Here is a 14466-nt window from a genome sequence, read left to right on the forward strand (position 1 = left end):
ACCTAACGTCCTTCCGCGAGCAGACGCAAACCGGTACCTTTTGGCGCCAGAAAGTACGGGTTTGCGTCTGCTCGGCAAGGGGACGCACTGCCTGCTCGGCAAGGGAACGCACTGCCTGCTCGGCGAGGAAACTCACTGCCGCGGCCGGCGCCACCCGATCGTCTTGGTCTCGGTGTATTGCGCGAAACCTTCGATGCCGCATTGCCTTCCGACACCGCTGTTCTTGTATCCACCGAACGGAGCGTCGGCGCCGTAGTACATGCCGCCATTAACACCAATTGCGCCGGTCCTTATCCGCCGTGCGATGCCCATCGCCCGTTCCGATGACGCCGACACCACCGCACCGGCCAGACCGAACGCGCTGTCGTTGGCGATCCGCACCGCCTCGTCGTCGTCATCGAAGGGCAGCATCACCAGCACCGGGCCGAACACCTCGTCCTGGGCGATCGATGAGCCCGGATCAGCTCCCACGATCACGGTGGGTGCGACGAAGTGTCCGTCGCGCAGATGCTCGGCCAGCCCGGACGGCTCACCGCCGCCCACCGTGATCTGCGCCCCGCCGCGGCGAGCACCGTCAATGGCATCGAGCACACGTTGTTTGGCCGCCGCGCTGATCAACGGGCCGACCAGTGTCGTCGGCAGCGCCGGATCACCCACCGGGACCGCGCCGAAAGCCATCGTCACGTTCGCGACCGCCTCGTCAAACAGGCTCCGGTGCACCAACATTCGCGTGTTGGCCGCGCAGGCCTGGCCCGCGTGCACGCAGGCCCCGATCGCGCCGGGGATGATGTGGCCGGGCTTGGCGTCGTCGAGAACGATCATCGCCGACTTGCCGCCGAGCTCCAGGAAGGTGCGCTTCATGGTGTCGGCCCCGACGCGCATCAGGTGTCGGCCGACTGCCGTCGATCCGGTGAAGGACACCATGTCGACGCGCGGATCGGTGCCCAACTGCCCGGCCACCTCGTTGTCGGGGGTGGGCACCACATTCACCACACCGGGCGGCATGTCGGTGCGCTCGGCGATCAGCCGGCCCAGGCGGGTCGCGTTCCATGGGGTATTCGGATCTGGTTTGAGCACCACGGTGTTACCGGCAGCCAACGCGGGACCGAGCTTGTTGAGGATCACCTCGATCGGGAAATTCGAGGGCGTGATCGCGGCGACCACGCCGACCGCTTCCTTGACCACGGTGCGGGCGTTGCGTTCACCGAACAGACCGCCGCCGTCGAGCGTGCGCTCCCATTCGAACTCGTCGATCAGCCGGGCCGGGTACCGCAGCGCGTCGGCCAGCGGCCAGTCGAGTTGGGCGTTTTCCGTCGTCATCACCGGGCAGCCGACCTCGGCGATCAATTCCTCACGCAGGTCATCTTTTTCGGCTTCGATCGCGGACTGAAGCTGACCCAGCACCCGCTGACGTAACCCGCGGTTGGTGCTCCAATCAGAGCTGTCGAAAGCACGCCGGGCCGCCCCGATCGCGGCGTCCATGTCCGGCGCACCCGCGGCAGCCGTCGTCCCGAGCACCAGGCCGGTGGCCGGACTGCGATTGTCGAACTCGGCACCGGACGCCGAGGCCACCAGCTCACCGTCGATCAACATGCGTTTCTCGGCGCGGCCGGCCGCGCGGCGACCGATCTCCACACTGGTGACGGCCTGGTCCACGACTTCGCTCACGCCGACAACTGTAACACTTACAGTACGATGGTCAGCAGTTCTCCACCTGCACCGGAACCCCGGTCAGCCACGACATACCGGCCAGCGCCTCGACATCCGTCGGATCACTCGACATCAACTGGTTGACGTTGGCACCGCCGGCCTGATTGGCCAACCGCCAGCCGCCTTTTCCGTTGTGACCCCACCCATGCGGGATGGCGACGGTGCCGCGCACGATGTCTTCGGTGAGCGACAGCGCAAGCTCGATCTGCCCGTAGGGCGAGCGCACTCGCACCTCGTCACCGTCGGACAGGTGCCGTGCGGCGGCATCGTCGGCGTGCATGAGGGCTCGATGAATCCTGTTGCCACGCATGAGCAACGGCGCGTTGTGCAACCACGAGTTCTCCGACCGTGGCTCCCGCATGCCGATCATGCGCAGTGGAAAGCCCTCGGGCGCAACGCGACGCGACATCGCGGTGATCTCGGCAGTGATCTCCTCGTGCGCGAGCCGTACCCGGCCCCTCGGATACACCACGACTTCACCGAGCACGTCGGTGCGGATGTTCGGCGCCACCACCACACCATGCGGATGCTGCTCGGCCAGGCGACGGAAGGTCAGGCCGCCGCGGCGCAAGCCGAAGCGGTCACCGCCCTCGGCCATCCGGATCATGGCGTCGATCATCGGCCTCGGGCTGAGCCGTTTGCCGCGCCGTGCCGCCCGCTTGGTGGCCAGCCGTATCGCAGCGAAAACCGGTGTGCGCACACGCATCCTGCTGATCAGGTCGATGACGATGTCCCATTCGGTGCGGGCCTGACCACGCGGCGCCACCACCGCGTCGGTGGCCTGACGAAACGGGGTGGCCTGGAACATCTGGAACGTCACGGCGAAATCGTCACGTTCGTACATCGTCGTCACGGGCAGCACGTAGTCGCAGTGCGCGGTGGTCTCGTTCACGTAAAGGTCGAGGCCGACCGAGAGTTCCGTCGCGTCCAGCGCCTCTTCCAACTCGTGGCCGTTGGGCACCGACAGCACGGGGTTGCCGGCGCCGATGAACATCGCCTGGACCTGGCCCTCTCCCGGCGTCGTGATCTCCTTGGCCATGAAGGCCGCGGGTTCGGCGCCGATGACCAACGGGAACCCACCGACGCGGGTGCGTGCGGTTCGGTAGCTGCGGCGCAACGAGGCACCCATGGCCATCGATCCCCACTTCTGACCGGGAATCCCCAACGTGCTGAACACGCTGCCGCCGGGGGTGTCCAGGTTGCCGGCGACGAGATTGACCGCATCGAGCAGATAGGTGGTCAACGTGCCGTTGCGCCCGACACAGGTGCCGAGCCGGCCGTAGACCGCGGCCCGCTCGGTGGTGGCGAGATCGCGGGCCAAGGCGCGAACCGTGTCGGGGTCGATGCCGGTGTGTTCCAGGGTGCGTTCCGGGGTGAAGGACGCGCACTGCTCGGACAACCAGTCCACTCCGTCGGCCTGGCTGCGGGCTCGTGCATTGACAAGCCCTTCGGCGAACAGCACCTGCAGGATCGACAGGAGCAGGTAGGCATCGGTGTCGGGAACGATGCCGAGCCATTCGAACTGGGCCGCGGTCTCGCTGCGGCGCGGATCGACCACCACCACGCGCCCGCCCCGCTTCACGATGTCGTGCATGCGGTCTTTGATCCTCGGCGCGGTCAGGAAACTGCCATGGGACACCACCGGATTCGCACCCAGCATGACCAACAGATCGGTCCGCATCAGGTCCGGTATCGGCACCGGAAACGGTGCGCCGTAGAGGAATTGGTTGGCCAGCAGCCGACTACTGGTGTCCTGCGTCGACGAACTGAAGAAGTGGCTGCTGCGACCGATGCCCTTGGCGAACGCCATCGCGGCGAACAGATGCGAATAGCTGAATGCCGCGGGGTTGCCCATGTACCACGCCACCGCACCCGATCCATGGCGGCGGTGGATCTCGGTGAGCCTGGCGGCGATGTCGTCGAGGGCGGCGTCCCAGCTCACCGGTTCGAAACCGTCGTCAGTCCGTCTCAGCGGAGTGGTGATCCGGTCCGGGTCGTTGACCACCTCGGTGAAGGCGATGCCTTTCTGGCAGGCAAAACCCGCCGACAGCGGATGGTCCTTGTCCGGGCGGAGCGAGGTCAGCCGCCCCTCCTCGACCGTCGCGATCATGCCGCAGAGCGGCTCGCAGATCCGGCAGAACGTCGGCTTGTGCTCGACGGCGTGTGGTGACATCGACACCTCGGAACAGGGGCTGGAACACGACACCAGATACGCTACTGTAAGAATTACAGTTGGTGTGCGTAGTTCGGTGATATGAGGAGCTCACGATGCAGAAAGCGCTGGCCCCTGAGATTTCGACGTGGCCCGACGCCGAACCCCGGCTGATCGGCAGCCGATGCTCCGACTGCAGTGCCACCACCTTCCCGGTTCAGGCCCGCTGCCCGCGGTGCTCCAGCGGCAACACCGAGGAGGTCCGCCTACCGCGCGACGGCACCCTCATCGCCTGGACCACCCAGGGCTTCCCGCCCGGGCCTCCGTACAAGGGGCCGATCGGAAAAGATTTCGTCCCGTTCGGCGTCGGCCTGGTCCAGTTGGGTGACGTGATCCGCGTCGAGGGCCGGCTCACCGAGAGCGACCCGGCCAAACTGCGGTTCGGCATGGACGTCGAACTCACCATGATCCCGTTCACCACCGACGAAGAAGGCAACGAGGTTGTCACCTTCGCCTTCACCCCGAAAGGTTCCGACCAGTGACCAACGAGGTAGCCATCATCGGCGTCGGCATCCACCCGTTCGGCCGGTTCGAGGGCAAGACCGCCATGCAGATGGGCGTCGACGCCATCTTCGCCGCGGTCGAAGACGCCGAGGTGGAATGGAAGGACATCGGTGCCGCGGCCGGCGGCAGCTGGACAGTGGCCAACCCCGATGCGATCGTCGGGATGGTGGGGTTGACCGGCATCCCGTTCACCAACGTGTTCAACGCCTGCGCGACGGCGGCCAGCGCCACCAAGGCCTGTGCCGACGGGATCCGCCTCGGCGACTACGACATCGGCATCGCCGTCGGCCTGGACAAGCATCCGCGCGGAGCGTTCACCGAGGATCCGGCGCTGGTCGGCATGCCCAGCTGGTATGCCGAGAACGGCCAGTACCTGACCACGCAGTTCTTCGGGATGAAGGCCAACCGGTACCTGCACGAGCACAACATCTCGCAGCGCACGCTGGCCAAGGTGGCGAACAAGAATTTCCGCAATGGCGCGCTCAATCCGAATGCCTTCCGGCGCAAGCCGATCAGCGAGGACGACATCCTCAACTCGGCCATGTTGAACTACCCGCTGACCCAGTACATGTTCTGTGCCCCAGACGAAGGTGCGGCCGCGGTGGTGATGTGCCGCGCCGACATCGCCCACCGTTACACCGACAAACCCGTGTACCTCAAGGCTGTCGAGGTGCGGACCCGCCGCTACGGCGCCTACGAGGTCAACACGACGTGCGCACCGGTCGAGGAAGATGTGGCGCCGACGGTGTATGCCGCCCGCGCCGCGTTCGAAAAGGCCGGCGTGGCACCCGAAGACGTCGACGTCGTACAGCTGCAGGACACCGACGCCGGTGCGGAGATCATCCACATGGCCGAATGCGGATTCTGCGCCGACGGAGATCAGGAAAAGTTGTTGGCCGACGGCGCCACCGAAATCGGAGGGTCCCTGCCCATCAACACCGACGGCGGCCTGATCGCCAACGGAGAGCCGATCGGGGCCTCGGGCCTACGCCAGATTCACGAGCTCGTGCGTCAGTTGCGTGGCGAAGCCGGCGACCGGCAGGTGCCCGGCAATCCCCGCGTCGGCTTCGCTCAGCTCTACGGGGCACCCGGCACCGCGGGTGCCACCGTGCTGACCCTCTGACTTTCAACGCCGAGCAGTCCCCCGCAAGCGGGAGGGACCCCCAGCAGATGTACCCGACACGCCGAGAAAAGCGGGACGTCTGCTCGCGGGAGAAGGGAAACCCACCATGACCGAACAGTTCAGGGACGCACCGATTTTCGATGCCGACCAGCACATGTACGAAACCGGCGACGCGCTCACGAAGTTCCTCCCGGAAAAGTACTCACGTGCAGTGCAGTACGCCCAGATCGGCCGTCAGACCCGCATCGTGATCAACAACCGGGTCACCGACTTCATCCCCAACCCGACCTTCGAGCGGGTCGCGGCGCCGGGCGCGCACGAGAAGTTCTTCGCCGGGGAAAACACCGAAGGCCTGACGCTGCGGGAGATGCAGGGCAAGGCGATCGACGCGCCCGCGGCCACCCGCAACCCCGAGGACCGCGTCAAAGAACTCGACCGCCAAGGCGTGGTCGAGGCCCTCAACTACCCCACCCTGGGTAGTCTCGTCGAGCACTCCAGCGCAGACGATCCGCAGCTGACCCTGGCTCTCGTGCACGCGCTCAATGAATGGATCCTGGAGCACTGGGGCTTCAATCACGCCGACCGGGTGTTTTCCACGCCGATCATCAACCTGTCGGAAGTGGATGCGGCACAACGGGAGCTGGAGTGGATCCTGGCCAAAGGCGCCAAGGTCGCGCTGATCAAACCCGGGCCGGTGAACGGCCTGCACGGCTGGCGCTCCCCTGCCCTGCCCGAGTTCAATCCGTTCTGGCGTGATGTCGAAGCCGCCGGGCTGCCCATCGTGTTGCATGCCAGCTATCCCCCGCTCGATGACTATGTCAACAAGTGGGAACCGCCTTACACGCAGAACTTCATGGCGCAGAGCGCATTCCGTTGGATGGTGTTGGGCCACCGCGAAATCGCCGACATGCTGACGGCGTTGATCTGCCACGGCACCCTGACCCGGTTCCCGAAGCTGCGTATCGCCAGCGTGGAGAACGGCAGCAGCTGGATCTTCCCGCTGTTCCACGACTTCGCCGATCTGTACAAGAAGATGCCACAGAACTTCCCCGAGCACCCGCACGACGTGTTCCGCCGCAACATCTGGGTCAGCCCGTTCTGGGAGGGTTGTGTATCCGACGTGGTCGAGACGGTCGGCTGGGACAAGGTGCTGTTCGGCTCCGACTACCCGCATCCCGAAGGCCTGGCCGAACCGAAGGGTTTCTGGAAGTACGCCGAGGGCATGGACATTCGCCGCACCTACGACTTCATGGGCGACAACGCGCGGCGCTTCATGGGCCTGCCGATCGCCAACCCCGATCCAGACGCGGTCAGACCACCGGCGATGGCCGAAGGCTGAAGCATCCGGGCCTGAAACTGCTGAGCGGCCATTGGGGTGACTCATAGCGTTCTGGCTGGAACGCCTTTTTGCCGGAATCTTGCCCTGGCAAGGTCCCGTCATCGCCGAGGTTGTTCCTGCCCCGGCCGGAGCGCACACTCTTTGTATTCAAGACAGGGGATTCGCAGGCGCCCGGGGCGGATACGGTCGCGGACGCCCAGCCCAATGGGGGTGCGGCGATGGCAAACTCAACGACGACAAGATCAAGCCCGACAAGGACTCTCGCGAAGCGCATTGCATCGGGTGCAACGGCTGTCGCCGCTGCGACGATGTTCGGCATCATGGCGCCGACCGGTATTTCGCAAGCCGAACCCGGCGTCTGGGACATCGAGGATTTCGACTCCTGCACGGACATCCTCAATGACGGTCTCAATGAATCTCTGCAGGAAAAGATTGACGATACGAAAGGTTGCTGTCGGCACAGCGGCGGGGTCTGGAACGAAGGCCAGCAGAAGTGTGAGGCGCCGCCGGCCGAAGCCAGCGGTGCCGGACGGATACCACCAGGCCTCGTACCCCGCGGCGACGTGCAGGTAGCGCCGTCGACTGTCCCGCCGCCATTGGCTCCCGTTCAACCCAGCCTGGCGCCGACTGGTTAGACGCCGCGCTCCGGCAGGGGCGCAAGTGGCCGAGGCGCCCGCATAGTCGACGACCAGACGCAGATGTACCCGACACGCGCGGGATTTGGGTACACCTGCGTCTGCTCGCGCTAGGAAGCCTTCGCCTTCGGGGCCGAATAGTTCGGCTTACCCAGGCCCAGGACATGCTGGGCGATCATGTTGCGGAACACCTCGAGCGTGCCACCGTAGATACCGACCAGTGGGGCGAAGCGGTAGATGTACTCACTGCGGTCGTCGGCTCCCCCGTCGGCCCCGATCGGCAGTGCGGCAACCGAACCCGCGATATCCATCAGGTCCGGGGAGATATCTCGCATGGTCTGTGCGATCGCCACGCGTCCGAAAATGCTGGGCGATGACAGGGATGCCTCCAGCCGAGCCACGCTGCGCCCCAACCGATATGCCACGGAGCCGTCGTCGATGGCGCCATTACTGCCAACCAGGGCAGCGACATTGTCGGCCGCTTCCGCCATGAAGCCGGCCTGATGCATCATGATCGCCACATCGTCGAGCCCGTCGTCGGCTGCGGCGACCGCACCGTGCTCGGCGTCCAACGGCTCACGCACCACGGTCCAGCCGCCGTTGACGTCACCGAGCCGGTACTTGTCATCGACCCGCACATCGGAGTAATAGACGATGTTGGTGCGATCACCGTCGACGGTGCGGATGCCCTGGATTTCGATGCCGTCGGAGTCCAAGGGCACCAGGAACATGGTGAGGCTCTTGTGTTTCGGCGCCTCTGGATCGGTGTTGGTGATCAGGAAGACGTACTGGCAGTTGTGGGCACCGGTGGTGAACATCTTGGACCCGTTAATGATCCATTGGTCACCGTCGCGCACGGCGCGGGTCTTGCAGGTGGCGACGTCAGAACCACCCTCGGGTTCGGTATAGCCCAGGCACATCCGGACGGTGCCGTCGAACACCCCGCGCAGCACGTCGTCACGGATCTCATCGGAAGCGAACTTGGCCACCGAACGGGCGATCATCACGGTGGTTCCCCATGTCACCCAGGGAACTTCGGCACGCCGCTTCTCGAGAATCCAGATGCGCCGCTGCACCCGGTTGAATCCGCCGTCGGCCTCGGCCTTGAACTCTCGTTCCAGATAGCCGGCCGCCCCCAGGGCCAGGTGCACACCCTCGTCGAAGTTGTCGCCGGTCTCGCGATCCCGCCGGATGACGTCTTCGGTCACCACACTCGACAGGAACTCTCGTACCTCGGTGCGGAACGCCTCGTCTTCGGTGGACAGTTCAACAGTTGAGAAATCCATGTCTAAACCTTGCTTTCACGAGCCGCGACGATCTGACCGATGTGCACCGCCGTGGCACCCGGATCCCCGCCGGCCAGCGCCCAGCCGCGGGCCCGCACCAGATAGGCGGTGGCCGCGGCCTCCGCGGACACCCCCAGCCCACCCTGGACGTGCACCGCCATGGTGGCGGCCTTGGCGGCCTCCTCGGCCATGAACACGAACGCCGAGGGCGCCAGCTCGGGCCGCTCGTCAGGCTCGTTGTCGAGGAACCAGGCGGCCCGACGCGCCAACCCACGGCCGCTCTGGACGGTGATCGCGATGTTGGCCAACGGATGCGAAATGCCTTGCAGCGTCCCGATCGGCACGCCAAGGGTGTAACGCGTCTTGGCGAATTCTGCGGCGATGGTCATCGTCTCCTCGACCAGGCCGACCAGGGCCGAGGCGGTCAACAGACGCCATTCATCCAACGCCCGTTGGTATTCCGCCATGGCATCGGCACCACTGGCCAGCACGACCCGCGAGTCGGCGGTGGCCGGGTCCACCCAGGCCATCGGCAGCTTGCCGATATTGTCGACGCGGGCCGGCCGCGTGGAGAACTCGAGCTTCACCACATCCTGTCCGTCGCGGACGACGATGTGGTCGGCGATCGAACCGGTGGGGATCAGCCGCGCGCCGGTCGGGGCGACCTGCTGCGGGTCGAACCCGACGATCTGGGTGCCCTGCACGATCTCCTCGGACTCGCATGCGCCGAGTCGGGCCAGCAACCGCGCGGCCACCACATGATCGATCCACGGCACCGGCGCCAGCGAACGGCCGAGTTCCTCGGCCACCAGGGTCAGGTCGACGAGCGTCGCCCCGTCTCCCCCAACAGTTTCGGGCAGAGCCATCGTGGTGGCGCCCATCGCGCACAAGCGTTCCCACAGACTCTTGTCGAAGCCCGACGGCTCGGAGGCCCGCACGGCCTCGATGTCGGAATGGGTCTTGAAGAACTGCCGGTACGCGGTTTGCAGGTCGACGTGATCCTCGGACAGGCTGTAATCCAGCCTGCGTAGTTCGTAGCGGTCCATCAGCTCTCCGTCTCGTGGGCCTCGCCGAAGAAAAACTCGGCAGCATTGTTGTACAGGTAGTTGTCCAGCACGTCTTCGGGAAGATCCAGCGCAAGCGCCTCGGGCACCACACGCTGCATGCGCAGCACCGGAAAATCCGACGCGAAGATGATTTTGCCCTTGCCCCGGGTCCGCATGAAATGCAGCAGGGACTCCGGTAGCCGCTTGGGCGACCACGCCGAGGTCATCAACCGGAGGTTCTGATACTTGATGAGCATCCGAATCGCGATGTCCCACCACGGATCCGCACCGTGGATCATGCACAGCTTAAGCTCCGGGAACCGGACACACACCCGGTCCAGGTGGATCGGATTCTGCACCTCACCCGGTATCGGCGGGCCGGGCAGGCCGGTGTTGACGCACAACGGCAGCTCGATCTCTGCGCACTTGGTGTAGAGCGGGTAGTACACCGCATCACTGGGAGGATACTGACCGTCACCCCAGAAGCTGGGCCCCACAACGGAATACGCGACGGGAAGGTCGGTGACGACCGCGGTGAGCTCGCGCAAGGAAGCAATCGGCCGTAACAGGTTCACCCCGCCCATCGCCAGCGCGAAGCGATCCGGGTGGGCCTCGACGAACTTCCGCGCGGTCACCGACGGCTTGACCAGGGAGTCCATCAGGATTGCCCGCTGCACACCGTGGGTGTCCATCTCGTCCAGCAGTTCCGACAGGTCGATGGGGTCATACATCGACTGCGGGCCCTTGAAGTAGTCGTCGCGCACCTTCTTCATGAAGGTGGGCTGGTTCTCGGTCTCGCCGAAGTGCACATTGGCAAGACAGTCAATCACCTTGTGGGTCATACCTTCATTCCTCCGGAAGCGACGTCCTTGGCCCACCGGTAATCGGCCTTGCCGTTGCCGAGCCTGCGGATCTCATCGACAAAAAGCACCGCCTTGGGCAGTTTGAATCGGGCCAGCCGCGTCGCGCAGTGGTCGCGGAGGCCGTCGGCGTCCACCGCGCCGCGAAGCGCCACCACCGCGACAACTTCTTCGCCCCATCGCTCACTCGGTCGACCCACCGCCAGTGCATCGGCCACCTGTGGGTGTGTCCGCAGGACCTCTTCGATCTCCTCGACGAACACCTTTTCCCCACCGGTGTTGACCACCAACGAATCCCGCCCCAACAGGCGCAGGGTGCCGTCGGCCTCCAGCGAGGCACGGTCACCGGACACCACGACGCGCTCACCGGCCACCTCAGGGAAGGTTTTCCCGGTCGCCGCTTCATCGTTGAAGTAGCCCAACGGGATTCGACCGTTACGGGCCACCCAACCGACCGCGCTGTCACCAGGTACGAGGAACCGGGAGTAATCGTCGGCCAGCACCAAACCGCCGGCCCGCAGCTGAAACGTCTCGGCGGTCGGGGTTTCGCGCTGAGTGTGGCCGAAGCCCATGTTGCCGGTCTCCGAGGAACCGAACCCGTTGATGATGGTGATCTGCGGAATGTGTTCGAGCAGGGCCCGTTGATGTTTCGGGTTGGTGGCCGCGCCCCCGGTGCCGATCGCGAACATCGACGACAGGTCGTAGGACCGACGGCCCAACTCCTCGACGATCGGGGCGGCATACGCGTCGCCGACCATCGTCATCAGCCCGATCTTCTCCCGCTGCGCGGTTTCTAGCACCGTTCGCGGGTCGAACCGCGGCTTGGTGTCATGCAGCACCACGGTCTGGCCCGACAGCAGACCCGAGAACGCGGTCCACATCCCGGCCGCGTGCATCAACGGCGACACCGCGAACCAGGGCGGCCCGGCATGGACCACCTTGTCGTGGATCTCGCCGACCTGCTCATGGTCGGCGCCGTTCATCGAGGAGACATAGATGTCGCCCTGACGCCACATCACGCCTTTGGGCCTGCCCGTCGTGCCGCCGGTGCAGACCATCAGCAGGTCGTCCGGCGACGCCGGACCGACACGCTCTGGGTCCCCCTGCGCCAGAGCGTCTTCCAGTGTCAGCGCTCCGGGCAGCTTGGCGCCGTCGCCATCATCGACAGAGATCAGCAGCTCGGCGGTGCTGTGCGCGAGCACGTCGGCGAATTTCGCGCCCAATGAGCGGTGGTAGATCACTGCCCGTGGCTTCAAGTAGGCCAGCAGATCGGCCACCTCGGCCGGGGTGTAGTAGTAATTCACGTTCACCGGCACCGTGCGCGCCTTGAGACAACCGATCACCATCTCGGGGTACAGATCGTTGTGCATCACGAGGGCGACGACGTCCTGACCGCATTCCCAGCGATTGAGGTCCTGACGCTCGCGGTGCGCCCCCAGCCCGGCCGACGCCAGAAAGTTCGCCAACCGGCGGGTCCGCTCTGCCCCCTGCGCGAACGTGGTGCGGCGCGCGCCACACACCGTCATCTCCCGGTCGGGCACCGCCTCGGCGATGGCGTCGACGACGGCACCGATGGTCCATTCGGCCATCGCGGGCTACGCCGGCACCGTCAGGTGTGCGACCCCGGGTGCGACTCGGTGCACGTCACCGAGTAGTTCGAGAGCGTTGTCGCGCATGACCTTTCGGGTGTCCTCGAGACTGAACTCGGGGAACTGTGGAATGTCGGCGGTGAACGTGGTCGGATCGGCCAGACCCTCGCCGTGCGGCCAGTCCGAACCGAACAGGATCTTGTCCACCCCGATCGTATCGGCCAGCAACTTCACGTCGTCCTCGTAGTAGGGCGCGATCCAGACGTTGTTGCGTAGCTGCTCGACCGGATCCTCTTTGAAGTGATACGGCGCGTTGTTGGCCGCCTTCTTCAGGCGCTTGATCAGCCGGTACACGAAGTACGAGCCGTTCTCGATGCTGGCCACCTTGAGCTTGGGGTGCCGGGTGAACACCTGGTGCACGATCATCGAGGCCATGGTGTCGTGGATCGCGCGATCGTCCATGATGACCATGTCCAGTGGATCCCGCTTGCCGAATCCCTTGAACACGCCGCTGCCGCCCCACAATGCCGGGACCGCCATGTATCCGGAGTCCGACAGGTGGAAGACGACGGCGACTCCGGCCTCGGCCAGCCGGGCCCACACCGGATCGTGCAGCGGGTCACCGAGTGAGCGCGGCCTGACCGCCCCGGGCACCGGCGCCGGCCGCACGCACACCAGCTTCGCGCCGCGGCCGATCACGAACTCGACCTCCTCGACCGCCTTGTCCGGGTCGGCCAGGGAGATAATCGGCGCCGACACGAAGCGACCGTCGGGCCGGTCGAAACCCCAGTCCTCATCCAGCCACAGGTTGAAGGCGTGCACCGAGGCCATGGTGGCCTCGATGTCATGCTTGAGGCCCTCTTCCACACCGCACGCGAAAGTCGGGAGCATGAACACGGTTTCGAGGCGTTGGCGATCGAGCACCTTGAGCCGGGCGTCCCGGTTCTGATACTCGGGGTGTTCGGAAAGCCGGTCGACCTTCATCAGTGACGCCGGGTCGACGCCCTCGGGGATCTCGCCGCGGAACAGCAGATCCAGGCAGCCCGGCTCGATGATCGGGTCGAAGGTGGGGTTGGGGATGAAGTGGTTCACCGTGCCACCCATCACCGCCAGGGTCCGCTTCCCGTCCTGCACCATCTGCACGCCGCGGCTGCGGAACTCCTTGGGCAGATGCCGGGTGAACGCGTCGATCGGTTCGTAGTAGTGGTTGTCGACGTCGACGGCCAGATACGGAAGCCGTTCGGGAGCTTCGGTCATGTCATCAACCTTCTTTCAAGGGCGGGAAGTTCGGGGGCCGTTTTTCGAAGAATGCGGTGATGCCCTCGATGAGGTCGGGACGCACCATGGACTCGTGCATCAGCTTTTCGGCGCGATCGCTGACGTCGACGACGTCGTCGAGGGCGTCGCCGTAGAGTTGGCGCTTGATCACGGCCATCGATGCCGGTGAGCAGTTCCGGGCCAGATCCTCGGCGTATTCCAGCGCTCGCGGCAATAGATCATCCGGCGCCACAACCTCTTTCACCAAGCCGAGCTGCGCGGCTTCCTCGGCGAGAAACGTCCGGCCACTCAGCAGCAGATCGGCCGCGGCACCCCAGCCGGCCAGTCGCGGCAATATCCAGGTGATGCCGTATTCGCCGATCAACCCGCGACGCGGGAACGCGGTGGCGAATTTGGCACCGGCCGCGGCAAAGCGCACGTCGCACATCAAGGCGTGGGTGAGACCGATGCCCACGCACGCCCCGTTGATCGCCGCGATCACCGGCTTGTTCAGCGTGGTGAGGAAGTGCGGGTGCCGTTCGCCGACGATCTTGCTGACATCGGTGTCTTCACTGATGGATTCGCCGAGTGAGGCCATGGCGCCCATGTAGGCACCGGCGCAGAATCCCCGTCCGGAACCGGTCAGCACGATGGCCCGCACCGCCGGATCCGCTTCGGCGCGGTCGAAACTCGCGTACACGCCGGCCGAGATGTCCGCACCCCAGGAGTTCAGCCGATCCGGGCGATTGAGCATGATGATCGCGACCCCGGCGTCGGTGACCTCATACCGCACCGCCTCGGTTCCCACATCGTCGGCGAGCGTCATCCGCCGAACACCTCCCGATACCGCGCCAGCCGTTCAGACATACATACTGTATACCTATCGGTAGTGCATTCCGCAAGCC

General features: G+C 65.3%; 12 protein-coding genes. 4 read left to right on the forward strand and 8 right to left on the reverse strand.

Annotation, left to right across the window (positions count from 1 at the left end):
- Nucleotides 1-132: 132 nt before the first annotated feature.
- Both A5733_RS06800 and A5733_RS06805 read right to left on the reverse strand, forming a co-directional pair.
- Nucleotides 133-1668, reverse strand: coding sequence for an aldehyde dehydrogenase family protein (locus tag A5733_RS06800; protein ID WP_076239564.1), 1536 nt, complete (start codon nt 1666-1668; stop codon nt 133-135).
- A gap of 31 nt (nt 1669-1699) precedes the next feature.
- Nucleotides 1700-3883 carry a molybdopterin-dependent oxidoreductase gene (locus tag A5733_RS06805; RefSeq protein ID WP_076239565.1) on the reverse strand — a complete coding sequence of 728 codons (2184 nt, stop codon included), beginning with the start codon at nt 3881-3883 and terminating at the stop codon, nt 1700-1702.
- A gap of 95 nt (nt 3884-3978) precedes the next feature.
- Between A5733_RS06805 and A5733_RS06810 the strand changes: the two genes are divergently transcribed.
- The 4 genes from A5733_RS06810 to A5733_RS06825 all read left to right on the forward strand — a co-directional run bounded on the left by A5733_RS06810 (nt 3979) and on the right by A5733_RS06825 (nt 7523).
- Complete coding sequence (locus A5733_RS06810; protein WP_076239566.1) at nt 3979-4404, forward strand: Zn-ribbon domain-containing OB-fold protein; 426 nt, start codon at nt 3979-3981, stop codon at nt 4402-4404.
- The gene (locus tag A5733_RS06815) at nt 4401-5549 is read left to right on the forward strand and encodes a thiolase family protein (RefSeq protein WP_076239567.1); all 1149 of its coding nucleotides are present in this window, start codon (nt 4401-4403) and stop codon (nt 5547-5549) included. The genes A5733_RS06810 and A5733_RS06815 overlap by 4 nt, the downstream gene beginning before the upstream one ends.
- Before the next feature lie 106 nt (nt 5550-5655).
- Nucleotides 5656-6888, forward strand: coding sequence for an amidohydrolase family protein (locus A5733_RS06820; protein ID WP_076239568.1), 1233 nt, complete (start codon nt 5656-5658; stop codon nt 6886-6888).
- 308 nt (nt 6889-7196) lie between these two features.
- Nucleotides 7197-7523: a hypothetical protein gene (locus A5733_RS06825; RefSeq protein WP_067772457.1), complete on the forward strand. Its 327-nt coding sequence runs from the start codon at nt 7197-7199 to the stop codon at nt 7521-7523.
- Nucleotides 7524-7633: 110 nt separating this feature from the next.
- On the opposite strand, the gene A5733_RS06830 is transcribed toward A5733_RS06825, so the two are convergent.
- From A5733_RS06830 to A5733_RS06855, 6 genes are read right to left on the reverse strand one after another with little or no spacing between them, the layout of a single operon-like run.
- Nucleotides 7634-8809 carry an acyl-CoA dehydrogenase family protein gene (locus A5733_RS06830; protein WP_076239569.1) on the reverse strand — a complete coding sequence of 392 codons (1176 nt, stop codon included), beginning with the start codon at nt 8807-8809 and terminating at the stop codon, nt 7634-7636.
- Nucleotides 8810-8811: 2 nt separating this feature from the next.
- Nucleotides 8812-9855: an acyl-CoA dehydrogenase family protein gene (locus A5733_RS06835; RefSeq protein WP_067772462.1), complete on the reverse strand. Its 1044-nt coding sequence runs from the start codon at nt 9853-9855 to the stop codon at nt 8812-8814.
- Nucleotides 9855-10697: an amidohydrolase family protein gene (locus A5733_RS06840; RefSeq protein ID WP_076239570.1), complete on the reverse strand. Its 843-nt coding sequence runs from the start codon at nt 10695-10697 to the stop codon at nt 9855-9857. Before A5733_RS06840 ends, A5733_RS06835 begins: the two co-directional genes overlap by 1 nt.
- A complete protein-coding gene (locus A5733_RS06845; RefSeq protein ID WP_076239571.1) occupies nt 10694-12304 on the reverse strand; it encodes an acyl-CoA synthetase in 1611 nt (536 codons plus the stop codon). The genes A5733_RS06840 and A5733_RS06845 overlap by 4 nt, the downstream gene beginning before the upstream one ends.
- 6 nt (nt 12305-12310) lie before the next feature.
- A complete protein-coding gene (locus tag A5733_RS06850) occupies nt 12311-13561 on the reverse strand; it encodes an amidohydrolase family protein (RefSeq protein ID WP_076239572.1) in 1251 nt (416 codons plus the stop codon).
- 4 nt (nt 13562-13565) lie between these two features.
- The gene (locus A5733_RS06855; RefSeq protein ID WP_067772476.1) at nt 13566-14387 is read right to left on the reverse strand and encodes an enoyl-CoA hydratase; all 822 of its coding nucleotides are present in this window, start codon (nt 14385-14387) and stop codon (nt 13566-13568) included.
- Between the last annotated feature and the right edge of the window lie 79 nt (nt 14388-14466).

Origin of the sequence: Mycobacterium sp. NS-7484, from assembly GCF_001953975.1 — a bacterium.
Taxonomy (GTDB): domain Bacteria; phylum Actinomycetota; class Actinomycetes; order Mycobacteriales; family Mycobacteriaceae; genus Mycobacterium.

What these genes read in the sequence shown, in the direction of transcription:
- A5733_RS06805 (WP_076239565.1), bottom strand. Translation starts at nt 3,883, where the DNA reads ATGTCACCACACGCCGTCGAGCACAAGCCGACGTTCTGCCGGATCTGC.
- A5733_RS06810 (WP_076239566.1), top strand. Translation starts at nt 3,979, where the DNA reads ATGCAGAAAGCGCTGGCCCCTGAGATTTCGACGTGGCCCGACGCCGAA.
- A5733_RS06820 (WP_076239568.1), top strand. Translation starts at nt 5,656, where the DNA reads ATGACCGAACAGTTCAGGGACGCACCGATTTTCGATGCCGACCAGCAC.
- A5733_RS06825 (WP_067772457.1), top strand. Translation starts at nt 7,197, where the DNA reads ATGTTCGGCATCATGGCGCCGACCGGTATTTCGCAAGCCGAACCCGGC.
- A5733_RS06830 (WP_076239569.1), bottom strand. Translation starts at nt 8,809, where the DNA reads ATGGATTTCTCAACTGTTGAACTGTCCACCGAAGACGAGGCGTTCCGC.
- A5733_RS06835 (WP_067772462.1), bottom strand. Translation starts at nt 9,855, where the DNA reads ATGGACCGCTACGAACTACGCAGGCTGGATTACAGCCTGTCCGAGGAT.
- A5733_RS06840 (WP_076239570.1), bottom strand. Translation starts at nt 10,697, where the DNA reads ATGACCCACAAGGTGATTGACTGTCTTGCCAATGTGCACTTCGGCGAG.
- A5733_RS06845 (WP_076239571.1), bottom strand. Translation starts at nt 12,304, where the DNA reads ATGGCCGAATGGACCATCGGTGCCGTCGTCGACGCCATCGCCGAGGCG.
- A5733_RS06850 (WP_076239572.1), bottom strand. Translation starts at nt 13,561, where the DNA reads ATGACCGAAGCTCCCGAACGGCTTCCGTATCTGGCCGTCGACGTCGAC.
- A5733_RS06855 (WP_067772476.1), bottom strand. Translation starts at nt 14,387, where the DNA reads ATGACGCTCGCCGACGATGTGGGAACCGAGGCGGTGCGGTATGAGGTC.